11 protein-coding genes and 3 pseudogenes are annotated in these 14145 nt (G+C 36.3%); 6 read left to right on the forward strand and 8 right to left on the reverse strand.

What is annotated here, in order from left to right; translation table 11 throughout:
• The first annotated feature begins 142 nt into the window (after positions 1-142).
• The 4 genes from HMPREF0014_RS13000 to HMPREF0014_RS13015 all read left to right on the forward strand — a co-directional run bounded on the left by HMPREF0014_RS13000 (position 143) and on the right by HMPREF0014_RS13015 (position 4311).
• The gene (locus HMPREF0014_RS13000; RefSeq protein WP_004708449.1) at positions 143-607 is read left to right on the forward strand and encodes a MarR family transcriptional regulator; all 465 of its coding nucleotides are present in this window, start codon (positions 143-145) and stop codon (positions 605-607) included.
• A 189-nt stretch (positions 608-796) separates the two neighbouring features.
• A complete protein-coding gene (locus tag HMPREF0014_RS13005) occupies positions 797-1012 on the forward strand; it encodes a hypothetical protein (protein ID WP_006580896.1) in 216 nt (71 codons plus the stop codon).
• A gap of 616 nt (positions 1013-1628) precedes the next feature.
• Positions 1629-3722, forward strand: a complete 2094-nt coding sequence (locus HMPREF0014_RS13010; protein ID WP_004886911.1) for a GGDEF domain-containing protein — start codon at positions 1629-1631, stop codon at positions 3720-3722.
• 145 nt (positions 3723-3867) lie between these two features.
• Positions 3868-4311, forward strand: a complete 444-nt coding sequence (locus HMPREF0014_RS13015) for a universal stress protein (RefSeq protein WP_004708443.1) — start codon at positions 3868-3870, stop codon at positions 4309-4311.
• 54 nt (positions 4312-4365) lie between these two features.
• On the opposite strand, the gene HMPREF0014_RS13020 is transcribed toward HMPREF0014_RS13015, so the two are convergent.
• Positions 4366-5808, reverse strand: a complete 1443-nt coding sequence (locus tag HMPREF0014_RS13020; protein ID WP_006580897.1) for a glucose/sorbosone family PQQ-dependent dehydrogenase — start codon at positions 5806-5808, stop codon at positions 4366-4368.
• 358 nt (positions 5809-6166) lie between these two features.
• Between HMPREF0014_RS13020 and HMPREF0014_RS13025 the strand changes: the two genes are divergently transcribed.
• Positions 6167-6796 (forward strand): SOS response-associated peptidase family protein, encoded by a 630-nt coding sequence (locus HMPREF0014_RS13025; RefSeq protein WP_004886908.1) that lies wholly within the window; start codon positions 6167-6169, stop codon positions 6794-6796.
• 246 nt (positions 6797-7042) lie between these two features.
• Positions 7043-8497, forward strand: coding sequence for a SulP family inorganic anion transporter (locus tag HMPREF0014_RS13030; RefSeq protein ID WP_004886906.1), 1455 nt, complete (start codon positions 7043-7045; stop codon positions 8495-8497).
• A gap of 43 nt (positions 8498-8540) precedes the next feature.
• On the opposite strand, the gene HMPREF0014_RS13035 is transcribed toward HMPREF0014_RS13030, so the two are convergent.
• The 7 genes and pseudogenes from HMPREF0014_RS13035 to HMPREF0014_RS13055 all read right to left on the reverse strand — a co-directional run.
• Positions 8541-9719, reverse strand: a complete 1179-nt coding sequence (locus tag HMPREF0014_RS13035; protein ID WP_004886904.1) for a S8 family peptidase — start codon at positions 9717-9719, stop codon at positions 8541-8543.
• A gap of 246 nt (positions 9720-9965) precedes the next feature.
• Positions 9966-10064 (reverse strand): annotated as a pseudogene (locus HMPREF0014_RS26245) (hypothetical protein); the annotation flags it as partial.
• 730 nt (positions 10065-10794) lie between these two features.
• A pseudogene (locus HMPREF0014_RS0206345) lies at positions 10795-11121 on the reverse strand (alpha/beta hydrolase); the annotation flags it as partial.
• A gap of 31 nt (positions 11122-11152) precedes the next feature.
• Positions 11153-12799 carry an IS66-like element ISAba17 family transposase gene (locus HMPREF0014_RS13040; RefSeq protein ID WP_001094416.1) on the reverse strand — a complete coding sequence of 549 codons (1647 nt, stop codon included), beginning with the start codon at positions 12797-12799 and terminating at the stop codon, positions 11153-11155.
• A gap of 74 nt (positions 12800-12873) precedes the next feature.
• Positions 12874-13209, reverse strand: coding sequence for an IS66 family insertion sequence element accessory protein TnpB (gene tnpB / locus HMPREF0014_RS13045; RefSeq protein WP_000618090.1), 336 nt, complete (start codon positions 13207-13209; stop codon positions 12874-12876).
• Complete coding sequence (locus tag HMPREF0014_RS13050; protein ID WP_000364662.1) at positions 13206-13634, reverse strand: transposase; 429 nt, start codon at positions 13632-13634, stop codon at positions 13206-13208. The genes tnpB and HMPREF0014_RS13050 overlap by 4 nt, the downstream gene beginning before the upstream one ends.
• Positions 13635-13717: 83 nt before the next feature.
• Positions 13718-14143 (reverse strand): annotated as a pseudogene (locus tag HMPREF0014_RS13055) (alpha/beta hydrolase); the annotation flags it as partial.
• Between the last annotated feature and the right edge of the window lie 2 nt (positions 14144-14145).

The raw sequence follows: 14145 nt of genomic DNA on the forward strand, positions 1-14145 counted from the left end.
AGTTTGTCCTTGTTAATTCAAACAATATAAATTTTGCTCAAGACTTAAAGTCCTGATATAACTTGCTTAGTGAAACTATATTTTTCAACTATTAAGATTAGTTTCATAAAAATGCGATCCACCAAGGTATGGGGAAAAGTCAATGACAAAGAAGTATGCGCGTTTTTTACCTACAACAGAATCTTTCACTCTTGAAGATTTTCCATATTATTGGATTACTCAGGTCCATGCTCAATATGTTCAAAATATTGATAATGCCCTTAAAAAATATGGCCTCGATAATTCTCGTAGACGTATTATGCTTGCACTCAGTAGCAAACCTCATGCTAGCGTATCTGAGCTATCTGACATGATTATTTCAAAGATGTCCACGACAACTAAAATTGTTTATCGCTTAAAAGATGAAGGTTTAGTTGAAACATATTCTTGCCAAACAGATGGTCGAATTACACGTGTATATCTTACTGAACGTGGTATTGAAATGATCAGTAAAATTAATGATCTTACGAGTGTGGTACTTGAACAATCATTTGAAGGTATTACCCCCCTACAGTTAGAAAAAATGATGGAAAGTTTAAAAATGCTTTTAAAAAATCTATCGCGTTAGTTATTTTTTCATAATTTGCAAAATTTATTAGATTTAAAGCTCTCTCATGAGGGCTTTTTTTATACGTGATAATTATGATAAAGAACATGGATTTCATAAAGTAATCAATTAAACATTCTGCTTGTTGACTTGTTCTTTCAACTCCAGTAGAAACTCTTTTTTATTCTCTACATTGTAATGATAGGAAAAATGGCTAAAAGAAAATATAAAAGTGATAAGTTTCAGGTACGTCGTATTAATCGCCAATGGTGGGTACTTGAAAAGGACTTGGAAACTAACTGCTATGCTAAGCATGAACAAGTAGCTACAAAAACATTAGCTAATAATTATGCTGATGATTATATAGAGCAATACTATATGAATCTCTATATTCAACAACAGTTGAAAAAACCAGAAGCCGTATAAATAAAAAAGCCATTATGGCTTTTTTTTTATTTATAATTTAACAAGTTAATAACAAGTGAGATAATAAAATTTTGGCATAAAAAAAACCTACATCTTGGGGAAAATGTAGGCTATAAAATGCACAAAAAGGAATTATATATCCTTTTTGACAAAAAGAATTCTACGATATCATAAGACCTTATTTTATATTACTTTTGTAAAGTTAATAGTGCTTATTGTATTAATGCTTAATAACTTAAACTGATTCTTTATATAAATTTTTTAAAAGAAAATATTCAAAGTAATTCATTTTTTTCTTATTTAAATATTTTATTTGATATAAATTTCTCAGTTAAGCCTTCTATTACAGCTATATAAACACCTGTTTTAACAAGTTTTTTACAAAAATAAGCATAATTTTTTAAAGTTAAAACTCTATTTTTTATAATTTTCGTAAAATTAAAAGTTAATAAATAACATATGCATACATGAGTAATAACAGTTCGAGTTTAGAAAAACATTTATTCAAGTCTAAAAAAAAATCAAATATTCAGTTTTTATAGCTTTTGTGGGGACGACACAACTATTACAATACAGTTTATAAATAGTTTAACTCTTCAGCAGTTTTAGGCATGTTATGACTTCAATGTCGAACACTACCCAAAAGCACTTTATTGTTGAGCAGTTTCCTCTACCGACTTGGGTCAGTGATGAAAAGGGCTTAATTTTATACTGCAATACGGAGTGTACAAAGTACTGGCGCGATACTTCTCCTCCATTGTTTCAGCAATGGTTAGATTTCGTGTACCCTGCCGATTTAGAAGAAGTTAAAAATAAATGGTTAGATGCTATACGGCTCCAATCAAGAGTTGAGTTTAAATGCCGTCTTTTGCATAAGAGTCACCACTATCGATGGTGTAAACTTTCTATTCAATTGTCGAAATACCATGAATCTTCTCAGGAAAATGAATGGTTTGTTAGTTTCCTAGATATTGACCAAGATATTCAAGAACAACAAAGCTTACGCAAAGATATCGATATACAGAACCAAATGCTCGATATTAGTGTGGATTGTATTAAAGTTTTAAATACTGATGGTACAGTATCTCATATGAATAAATCAGGATGCCTTGCTCTAGGTGTACCTGTAAATGAAAAAAAATTTGGCATGCGATGGTTAGACCTTTTACCATCTCATATTCGTAAGCGTGGAAGAGTTGCTTTAAAAAAAGCCTTAGAAGGTAAAGTAGCTCGATTCGCTGGCATGAGTTGTTTACCTCATCAAGATCCTGAATATTGGGATAACATGCTTACCCCAATCCAGCATACAAATGGCGAAATTATTCAAATATTGTGTGTTTCCCGGAATGTCACTCAACAATATCTTACTGAAAACCGTTTAAGAGATATTAGTGAAAGAGATGAACTTACTGGATTATTTAATAGACGCTCATTTAAGCTTCAACTAAAACGTACTCTAGCCTACTCAAGGGAAACGCAAACAAGTGTAGGACTACTTTTAATTGATTTAGATCATTTCAAACACATTAATGACACCATAGGCCATAGTGCTGGTGATCACTTATTAAAAATACTATCCAAACGTTTTAATCAATGTGTAGACCATGAACGATGTTCTGTCGCTAGATTAGGTGGCGATGAGTTTGCAGTTATTGTCAGCCATCTAAAAAATGAAAATGATGTGCGCGAGCTTGCTGAAGTATTGCTTCAGCAACTTAATCAACCTATTACGTATGCCGGGAATGTACTCAACGGCGGGATGAGCATTGGCTGTGCCATTTATCCTCAAGATGCTGTTGATCAATCAAGTTTATTAAGCTGTGCAGACATGGCACTGCATGACTTAAAAGCTCGAGGTCGTGGCGGTATACGTATGTATAACCCGAGTATGATGCAATTAACCGAGGCAATCGCGTCTCAACTTAACATTGCCCGGCAGCTTATTCGTCACCATACCATCCAACCTTATTATCAACCTAAAGTTGATTTAAAAACACATACTGTCGTGGGCTTTGAAGCATTACTCCGTTGGCACACGACGTCGGCTCAGACAGGTTTACCTTCTCAGATTGCTGAAGCTTTCAAAGATTACGATTTAGCAAGTAAAATTGGTGAAATCATGCAACATCAAGTTTTGCATGATATGGCTAAATGGATAAAATTAGGTTTTCAGCCCCTTCCAGTATCTCTAAATGCTGCACCAGTTGAGTTTTTAAGAGATAATTATGCAGAACGGCTATTAAAAAAAATTAATCATCTTGAAATTCCTACACATTTAATTGAAGTAGAAGTTACTGAGCATATGCTTGGGGACCGTGGTTCGGAATATGTTATTCGCGCACTCAATAAACTAAAACAACATGGTGTACGCATTGCTTTAGATGATTTCGGAACAGGATTCTCTTCTCTAACACATATAAGAGATTACCCAATTGACTGTCTAAAAGTCGACTGTAGTTTTATACAAAAGATGCAAAATGACCCATCAATTTATTCAATTGTTCAAGCCATTGGCTTACTTGCTCCAAATCTCTCACTTGGTCTAATTGCAGAAGGCATTGAAACACCAGAACAAGAAGAATTACTTCTTCAATTTGGCTATAACATTGGACAAGGCTTTTTATTCGAACAAGCTATCGATGCCAATCAGGTTGTATCTATTCTCAAACAAGGTCAGGCTTACTTAGAAAGTCATTATTCAATGAGTTAATCTCTACCTTTAAAAAGTAGTCGCTCACTTTGCACACTAAAAACACACAATAGAAATCATAAAATTGGCGATAATATAACCATAACGATAACAAGCTTAGGTTCTTCAACAATAAATATTGTCATAAGACAATAAGGAGCAATATATGAGTTATCACCATATTTTAGTTCCAGTCGATGGTTCTCCTACTTCACTTATTGCGGTTAACCATGCTGCAAGCCTTGCTAAAGCGTTTAACAGTAAAGTCACTTTAGTATATGCGCTTACTATTGATCCTTTTATTTCAGTTGAAATCATCGATAGTACAGAAATTGCGCAAGATTACTTTAATAAAGCGAGAGCTTCGATTCAGGGCATCTTAGATCAGGCTAAAGAACAATTTAATCAACACGGAATTTCTGTTGAAACAAAGATTGTTGAGGGTCAAACAATTCACACAGAAATTATTAAAGCAGCAACTGAGCTAAAAGCTGATTTATTAGTAATCGGTTCTCATGGGCGAAAAGGTTTTAAAAAGTTTTTCTTAGGAAGTGTAACTCAAGCACTCTTAGGAGAAATCCATGTACCAGTGTTGGTCGTAACTGAATAAATACATCTAAAGTTATGTAAAAACCCAGCGATAGCGCTGGGTTTTTTGCGTAGATTACTTTCCGTTATACGTAAATTTAATGAGAGAACCTGGATTCTCTAAATTATTTGTTACCGAACCATCATCTTTTTGCACATTACCAGCCGTATCTGTCAGTACATATAGAATATTACCCTCCGGACTTGCAATCACATCACGATAACGGTTATTGCTTTTAAACATCGGGATAGCATCATCTAAAGTCACACTATACGTCGGGTCTAGCTTAATACGGAAAATTACCCCACGTTTTAAAGATGGTACCAATAATGTATTTTCCCATCCTGGAATCGCTTTTTTGCCTCCCGTATATACATATGCCGATGCCGGCGCGACTGTTGGCCAACAAACATAAGTCATATCACCACAAGTTGGATCATTGTAGTTATAGGTATCTTGAACGGTATACAACGTTTTCAAAGGGGCTATAAAGTTTTTACCAGTCCATTCGGATTCTTTAGTCACCGGAACCCCTTCAGCTACTTTTATTCCGTTTTGTCCCAAATCCTTAACTTGTGATTTATTGGTTGCAGCCGAATAGTTAGCATAAGCATAACCACTATCATCTTTATAACCCGCTACATTTGGCCAACCGTAGTTCCCACCTTTTAAAATGAGATTAATTTCATCATCAGAATTTGGTCCTTGCTCAGATTGTAAAAGCTTTCCGTTTGGAGCAAACGCTAAACCTTGTGGGTTACGGTGCCCTAAAGTGTAGATATGACTCACTACTCCGTTAAAGCTTGGGTTATCTTTGGGAATACTTCCGTCCAGATTTAGGCGTAATACTTTACCCATATATGTATGGTAGTCTTTACTATTGAGCTCTTGCTGGGTTGGAGTGTGCTGTGCCTGATTTGGTAAGAACAAATAAGCTAGCTGATTACGGCCTTGGTCACCAATTGTATAATAGATTTTTTGGTCTGGACCAATGACGAGACGACCCGACTGATGGTCTTTCGATGATGGCAAGCCAGCAATCAAATCGACAGGTTTTTCAAATGTATCTGTTGTTTTGTTATAGGTATATCTACGGATAATCGTTTGGTTAGGTAGTTCTTTTTCTGTAGATTTTGGATTTTTAAAAGTGCCCGAAATATAGATATAAGGGTTATGTTTAAAGTCAGGATGAAAAGCAAAACCTAATAAACCATTCTGACCATCAGCATCATTTACAATTTCAGGAACCTGAAAAACGGTTTTTGCGCTACCAGACTCAGGATTTACTCTCAAAATTTTGCCAGTCGCACGCTCGGTTAACCAAATCTGATTGTCTGGTCCCCATAACAAAGCATGAGGTTTATTCAAGTTAGACAGAATAACTTTTTTATCAAAATTTTGTGTTTTTGCTTTAGCAAATTGTGCTGGGGTAAGAGGAATATCCGCAAATGCCGTATTAAAGATAAATAGTTGTGGAGCACCTAAAAGAGTGATCTTCGCTAATAAATGTTTATTCATAATTCCACCTTATAAATTTTTTAAAGAGTTAACCCACACTAAAAATGTTTGATTTGTATGCGTTCTCTATATCTTTTGTATTATGATGAATAGCATATTTATTAAAATCCAAATTTCTGAAAGGCTCTGTTGCATAAAAGTAGCTATTCAAAACCAATAAATATCTTAGAAATGCCCTATGGTTCCCCCCTACCAATAATTCATTTATTTTTTAAAACGATTAATCCGAAGAAAATCTTTGTTAAAGTAATTGAAAAGTAAAAATTAATACTGAAACAAACAATTCAAATTATAAAAATATACATAACACAAAGCCAAAAGTTCCAAGCTAGGACTAAAGCAGAAATCAGGTTTAGTTATGTGTGCAAATTTTAAACCCCTTAAAAAAGCTCATGCTCATCAATTAGGCTTATTTGAACCTACTTTTGACTACAACTCGGATGTCTATCCAAGCGATGACTGTCCAATGATCTTATCTCAACAAAATGAATGGGAATGGAGAAAAGTTAAATTTGGTATGCTACCTCCATATGCAAAAGAAATAACTTTTAAATACGCAACTTATAATGCGAGGACTGAAACGGTTGAACAAAAACGTTCCTTTAAGCATGCGTGGTCACACGATCAATTCGCACTTATACCTGTTGAAGCTATTTATGAACCTAAATATATCAATGGAAAAGCTCATTGGTATGGCATATTCCGTCAAGATGGAAAGCCATTTACACTTGCAGCAATTTATGAAGAAACCATAATTGATAAGCAGAAAGTTAGAACAATGTCATTATTAACAATCAATGCAGATCGACATTCTTTTATGAAACAGTTCCATAAACCAGATGATGAAAAACGTTCAATTATTGTGATACCTGAAGATCTTAGAAATGATTGGTTAAATTGCAAGCATGATGAAGCCTCTGACTTTTTCCTAGATATGCCATTAAATGAATTTACGTCTCTGCCTAAAGTAGAGATGAACAAATCATAAAATAGTTAGATGCCTAATAAGTGAAGGTAGCAAGCTTAAATGGCTCCGCCTAATAACTTATGTTATCCTTCGCACCTCTTTAAAATTTCAAATTTTCATTATCCATGACACTTACGCCACCTTAAGTTTATTTACCCTTCTCTTTTGTAAATAACTCATCACTGTCTAGTGATGTGGTGTAGTCGCTTGTGTGTTGGTATATCACATCACTAGCCTTTCTAAAATTTAAAATTCTAGGCTATTTCCATGTTAACGAATCTTCGAGAACAATGGTTCTCTAATGTCCGTGCAGATATTCTTTCTGGGCTTGTTGTTGGTCTGGCTTTAATTCCAGAGGCGATTGCCTTTTCAATTATTGCAGGTGTAGATCCCCAAATTGGTTTATATGCATCTTTTTGTATTGCGGTTATTATTTCTTTTGTAGGTGGTCGTTCTGCCATGATTTCGGCAGCAACAGGTGCTATGGCCTTAGTCATGACGACCCTAGTGAAAGAACATGGTCTTCAGTATTTATTCGCAGCTACTATTTTGACGGGTGTCATACAAATCGTAGTGGGATATCTTAAGCTTGCTAAGCTCATGCGCTTTGTTTCTAAATCGGTTGTGATGGGTTTTGTAAATGCTCTCGCCATTCTCATTTTTATGGCTCAACTACCAGAGTTAATCAATGTAAGTTGGCACGTCTATCTATTAGTCGCTATTGGTTTAGCAATTATTTATCTATTCCCTTATGTACCAAAGCTTGGAAAATTTTTTCCATCTCCCCTTATATGTATTGTTATAGTCACATTACTTACCCTCCTTTTTGGTATTGATGTGCGAACAGTTAGCGATATGGGAGCACTACCAAATACTCTACCTATTTTTTTAATTCCAAATATTCCTCTTAATCTAGATACACTTCTTATCATTCTTCCTTATTCATTAGCGTTAGCTGCAGTTGGCTTACTTGAGTCGATGATGACAGCCACAATTGTTGATGAAATGACGGATAGCCCGAGTAATAAATTTAAGGAATGTAAAGGTCAAGGTATTGCCAATATTGCCTCGGGTTTTATGGGTGGGATGGCTGGATGTGCAATGATTGGACAATCAATGATTAATGTTAAATCAGGTGGCCGTACACGCTTATCTACTTTATGTGCAGGTATATTCTTGCTGATTTTAGTCGTATTTTTAAGTGATTGGTTGAAAGTTATTCCTATGGCTGCACTTGTTGCTGTCATGATTATGGTATCAATCAGTACTTTTGAGTGGAGTTCACTTACGCAATTTAAAACTCATCCTAAAAGTAGCAATATCGTCATGATTGCAACCGTTGTAGTAGTTGTAGCTACTCATAACCTAGCACTAGGCGTATTGACGGGTGTATTACTTTCCGCGCTTTTCTTAGCGAATAAACTTGAAAATGATGTACACGTGATAACCTCATTAGAAGGCAACTATCGTTTATATGATTTAAGAGGACAAATCTTTTTTAGTTCTTCAGATAAATTCATGCAAAGCTTTAACTTTAAAGAAGAAGTAAAAGAAGTCATTATTGATCTGACTCATTCACATATTTGGGATATCACTTCGGTTGCAATGCTTGATTCAGCAGTGGAAAAGTTTCAAAAGAATGGCATACAAGTTACTGTACGTGGTTTAAACGAAGCCAGTTCAGTCATGATTGACAAGTATGGTACACATGCAAAAATTTAAAAAAGGTCCTGCGGGACCTTTTCAATCATAGAGAATTATATTTTTAAGGAGATTTATATAATAAACGGTTTGGGCTACCAGATGGATTTTTCACCACATCACTAGTCGCTTGATTTAGCAGATTGGATGTTATCGTTTGAGGTGTAGCTGTAGGTGTACTTTGAAAAAGTTCAGCAACTACTCCAGCAACATGTGGAGTTGCCATGGAAGTGCCATTTAATACTTTAGTGGCCGTATTACTCCCAATCCAAGAAGAGTTAATTTGACTTCCGGGCGCAAAAATATCAACACAGCTTCCGTAGTTAGAATAGCTTGCTCGAGTATCAGTATTGTCAGTTGCAGCAACTGTAATTGCATTACTTGTTCTAGCCGGAGAAGAAGTACATGCATCTGTATTTGAGTTACCAGCAGCTACGACCATTACATAGCCATTATTATATAAGTTTTCTACTGCACTATCTAAAGAAGAGCTTGCCGCCCCACCTAAGGACATGTTTACAACAGCTGGTTTACTTCCATTTTTCAAAATCCAATCTAAACCAGCAATAACATTACTCGAAGCACCGGAACCATCACATCCTAAAATCCGAACAGGGACAAGTTTTACATTCTTGGCAACACCATAAGTGGTACCACCTACCGTTCCAGCAACATGTGTGCCGTGCCCATTACAATCAGTCGTACCATTACCATCAGATATTGCTGTATATCCATTTAATACACGACCTGAAAATTCTTGATGAGTAGACAATATACCAGTATCAACAATATAAGCTGTTGTCCCGGTACCAGTTTGCGAATAAGAATATGTTGAATTTAATGGTAAAGCTTTCTGATCAATACGATCTAGTCCCCAATCAGGATTAGTTTGTGTCGTTGCATCAATATTCACTACAGTATCATTTTCTACAGAAAGAACTTGAGGGTTCTTTTTCATCGCTTCAATGAACGCTGTGCCTGCAGTATCAGGTAAATAAATTGCAAAACCTTTAAGAGCACTGTCGTAGCTTTGTAAAATTCTGCCACCATGCTGTTTTGCAATATTCTGTGCAAAATCTTTCGCAGGCCCAATATCCTTATTCAAAATGACAATATATTGATTTTTAATAATTCCTTTTGCTTGAGAAGAATCTATTGCAGAATTTAAAAGATTAGGTGCCGCATAAGCTAAATGAGTCGCAGCCATTGAAAGAAAAACAGCAGAAACCTTGCGAATCTTCATGTGTATCTCCATATATTATATTTCAAGTATTTTTATGATAAATAATAAATTTTTTATTTCAGGATTAAATTCAAGATGGAAATCTTAAAGATTTTTATCTGTTTTTAAACCTAAATCATATTTTCATAATTTTTTATTCCACACAATATGCTTCAACTTTTTCAATAAAAATTGTGATAGAAATCTAATTTAAATTTATATATTTTATTTTTTTATAGTGAGATGTATTTTATTATTTTGGAGAAATAAAATAAAAAAAATAATCATAATGAGCAATACTATAGTTGCTAGTGATAAGTAAGTTCCAACAGTATTAAAACTTTTCAAAAACTTCAAAATATCCATAACAATATGATAATTAATAAATTAGTAAAATTATTTCAAAATTTATCAATTCATGCAACTCCAAGTAATTTACAATTTTTTTAACTATAAGTCATACGTATAATAAATGTATAGATATTTTATTTACTCTAATTACCATTTAAACTATCTAATTCTAATAATTTTATTTAAATAAATTAATTTTATGAAAAAATCTTTTAATAAAAAATACCCTCATATCTAAAATATGAGGGTATTAAAATAAACAACTTTACAGACGCAGTATATGCATAAGTAAATATACACCTTTAAAGATATATTTACAATGCTTCTTTAAAATTTTCATTTAATTCGACCTGATCCTTCCTACTAACTGCTGCTTTAGTATGCTAAATATTTTTTAGCTAAGGATGATGCAAAATAAAAAAGTCCGTATCTTGGGAAGCTACGGACTATAAAACTCATCTAAGCAACAGCTAAACAGTTTGTCGATTAGAGAGAAAACACTATCCTTTTAATCTAATTGAGTTATTAATTTAGGTCAACTTGAAATCAAACATAGTGATAAAAAGCCACTTAAATGTGAACTATTCTACATTTTCACTTAAACATAACCAAAAATATATATTTATTTCAAATTTAATAAAACATATTATTTGATGCAGCATCTCTTAGCAAAAAACAAGCTATTGATTTAAATAGTAAAATATAATTAAACTATTCTTATAAAGTTCAGCGCCTACATCCATATCTATTTAAATATATATTTAAAATAGTAGTCTAAAATGGAATAATGATTAACTCCAGAAATAGTCTCGAAAGAAACTAACTCATGACCAGTACTACATCTGTGCTCAAAATAATTTTGGCTTTGCCACTGCAATTCACTTAGCTCCAACTCTCCACACAAAATCCTACAAGGTATATCAGTCTGCTGTTTCTGATAAATAGGGCTATATTTCAAAATATCCTCTTCTGATAAGTTTAATGCATGATTTAAATGAGTCTCCTTTATAGGAGATAAATCATAAATACCACTTAATAAAGCCAATTCTGATAATAAAGGATGGTTTAAACAGTAAGCATCCGCTGAACGCCATCGCCAAGTTTTAACGGGGTTCAGGTTTCCAGCGGTGAGGTAGTAATTCTTCTATTTGAGGCACTTTATGTGTTGGCAACCTTTTCAGCACATCACTTAAATAGGCATACGGATCCAAGCCATTCAGCTTTGCTGACTGGATTAAAGTCATGATATTGGCAGCTCGTTGACCACTGCGCAGCGAACCTGCAAATAGCCAGTTCTTACGCCCCAAGGCCCAGGGACGCATTTGGTTCTCTATCCAATTATTGTCAATGGGTAGATTGCCATCATCCAGATAGCGGCTTAAAGCAGTCCAACGTTTTAGGCTGTAATTGATCGCCCGGGCGGTTGGAGAACTCGATGGCACCGTCAGTTGATGTTGGTTGAGCCATTCATATAGTTGTTGCATGACCGGTTGACTATGCTGTTGTCGGTATTCGCAGCGGTCTTCCGCTGTACCATCCGTCTTTTTTCTTAATTCTGCTTCTATCGCATATAATTTCTGAATCAGCACTAATGCCTGTTCAGCGACCTGACTTTTCTTGGTCACATGTAGTTCATGGAATTTACGACGTGCATGTGCCATGCAGCCCACCTCAATGACCTGACCTGATCTAAAGCGTGCTTTATAACCACTGTAATCATCACAGACCAAATGACCCTGCCAGCCTTTCAGGAAGTCTTCAGCATGCTGGCCAGAACGGCTATCTTGAAAGTCATAGATCACTGCCTGAACTGGATTGTACTGTGTGCTGGCATAGGCCCAGACATAACCTTTTTTGGGCTTTTTCTCATTTTCACCCATCTGCATGACCGTCACCGGTGTTTCATCTGCATGGATCACCTGCTGTTGCAGTACCACCTGTTTTAAGGCATTGGCCAGAGGTTCCAGTTCCACCCCACAGCGGCCAATCCAGTCAGATAACGTTGATCTAGACAGATCAACACCTGCGCGTAGAAAGATTTGACGTTGACGGTACAAAGGCAAATGATCGGCATACTTTGACACCAGCACATGGCTAAGCAATTCAGGTGAAGCAATGCCTTTATCAATCACATAGGCTGGCATCGCTTGCTGAGTCAGAGTGTCACACTGATCACAGACCCATTTACCACGCACATGCTGTTCCTTATAGAACTGTGCCGGTCTGAAATTCAGTTTTTCACTGACATCTTCACCGATACGACGCAAGGTACAGCCACAACTGCATTGTGTTGATTCAGGTTCATGCTCAATACGGAGGGTGTGTAGATGATCTGGCAACAGCCGACGTTTAGGTTTGTTGACTGGGGCTTTCTGTGCAGCTGCATTGGTTTTATCTGCATTCAGTCGTTCCAGTTCCAGATCAACCGCTGCAATATCTTCTTCAACCGCTTCATCCCAGAGATGGATTTGTTTTGCGGTTAGATGTTCATTTTTACTGCCGAATTTATGCTGTTTAAATAGTGCAAGCTCATGCTCGTATTTTTGATTGAGAATAGAAAGATGTTGAACTTTAGAATCTAATTGCTGATTGGTGACTTCAAGATGTTGAACTCTGGCATCTAATTGCTGATTTGATTGTTCCAGTTGTTGTTTAGATTGTGCCAGAGACTGATGCTGCATCGCCAACTGTCTGGTAAATTCCAGCAGTTGTTCATGGGTCAGTTGGCTTAAATCAGGCAGCGTATTCATGACCGCAGTATGCCTGAGGTCATGATGCAGAGGAAATAGAACGTTTGGAGAATAGCAGAATGGATGAGCCTGGTTTAGAGCATTGTTACCACTTGCTGCAGTCCGATTCTTTGCCAGGGCAAACCCTGGATCAGTGCCTGTAACTGCTCCGGGCTGATCGCCATACTTTCACCCTGGTGAACTTTAGCCCAGTGGAATTTCCCCTGTTCCAGCCGCCGGGCACACAGCCAGATACCCAGTCCATCATGCACCAGCACTTTCATACGATGGCCACGCTTATTACAGAACAGGTAAGCGCAATGCGGTTTGATGTAGCCAAAGGCTCTCAGCACCTGAGCCATGGCTGTATCCATCCCTGCACGCATGTCCATCGGCTGGGTAGACAACCAGATCTCATCAATACGAATCATTGAGTCAAACCCTGGATCAGCAACAGTAATTCAGTTACTGACTCCACCGGCCAGTCGATCTCGATCATCTGATCCCTTGCGGAACTTGGTGCCTCATGTAATGGAATCCTGATATGAGCGACAGCTTTCTTCTCTGGCACAGGTGGTAGAGGTGCTTCTTGTTTGACTGGAGTCGGGTGAAGAATGACCGGAAGAAAGTCAGTCTGTGGAATGGATGGGGTTTTTAATGCAGGGGGCATTGATCTGGACTGACGAATCCATTTATGTAGCAGATTGGCATTGATCTGATGTTGCATTGCTACCTTGGCCACTGATGTATCTGGCTGCTGGCATTGCTGAATAAGTTGATGTTTAAATTCAGCTGTGAAGGTTCGACGGGGCTTTTTTAGCGTTGGTGCACTGTCTATAACTGTCTTTAAATCCATAAATAGGTGTCCACTTAAATTTAAGTGGACACTATCGCGGTATTAATGAGTTAGAAAAAGTGGGGTTCAGCGGACGCTTACTTTAAACATACAGCTGCAAGATGTGCACCTGCTGAATGCCCCACTAATTGAACTTCATTCGTTTTCCAATTTTGTTTAGCAATAAAATCTAGAGCTTTCTGAATTTGCATAATCATTTCTGAAATATGACTTTGAGGAGCCAAGTCATATTCTAAAAGTACACACTGGGCTCCTTTTGCCAATATATACGGCACTATAAAAGCAAAATCCGATTTATCACACCACTGCCAATAGCCTCCATGAATAAAAATCACGGTTTTATTGGTGTGTTCACAAGGAAAAAAATCCATCGTTGATCGGTTCTGTGAACCGTACTTTATATCTTTTATATGGTGATAGGTCTGATAACTCAGCAAGCTTCTATACTGAAAGCTTGCTAGTATTTCCCCTTCATTTGCTACCGTTGTAGCATTATCGTATTTTCTCATAT

It is taken from the genome of Acinetobacter sp. RUH 2624, assembly GCF_000162375.2.
Classification (GTDB): domain Bacteria; phylum Pseudomonadota; class Gammaproteobacteria; order Pseudomonadales; family Moraxellaceae; genus Acinetobacter; species Acinetobacter nosocomialis.

Coding starts and splice junctions, on each gene's coding strand:
- HMPREF0014_RS13025 (WP_004886908.1), top strand. CDS start 6,167: ATGTGTGCAAATTTTAAACCCCTTAAAAAAGCTCATGCTCATCAATTA.
- HMPREF0014_RS13040 (WP_001094416.1), bottom strand. CDS start 12,799: ATGAATACGCTGCCTGATTTAAGCCAACTGACCCATGAACAACTGCTG.
- HMPREF0014_RS13005 (WP_006580896.1), top strand. CDS start 797: ATGGCTAAAAGAAAATATAAAAGTGATAAGTTTCAGGTACGTCGTATT.
- HMPREF0014_RS13015 (WP_004708443.1), top strand. CDS start 3,868: ATGAGTTATCACCATATTTTAGTTCCAGTCGATGGTTCTCCTACTTCA.
- HMPREF0014_RS13030 (WP_004886906.1), top strand. CDS start 7,043: ATGTTAACGAATCTTCGAGAACAATGGTTCTCTAATGTCCGTGCAGAT.
- HMPREF0014_RS13035 (WP_004886904.1), bottom strand. CDS start 9,719: ATGAAGATTCGCAAGGTTTCTGCTGTTTTTCTTTCAATGGCTGCGACT.
- tnpB (WP_000618090.1), bottom strand. CDS start 13,209: ATGATTCGTATTGATGAGATCTGGTTGTCTACCCAGCCGATGGACATG.
- HMPREF0014_RS13020 (WP_006580897.1), bottom strand. CDS start 5,808: ATGAATAAACATTTATTAGCGAAGATCACTCTTTTAGGTGCTCCACAA.
- HMPREF0014_RS13010 (WP_004886911.1), top strand. CDS start 1,629: ATGACTTCAATGTCGAACACTACCCAAAAGCACTTTATTGTTGAGCAG.
- HMPREF0014_RS13050 (WP_000364662.1), bottom strand. CDS start 13,634: ATGGATTTAAAGACAGTTATAGACAGTGCACCAACGCTAAAAAAGCCC.
- HMPREF0014_RS13000 (WP_004708449.1), top strand. CDS start 143: ATGACAAAGAAGTATGCGCGTTTTTTACCTACAACAGAATCTTTCACT.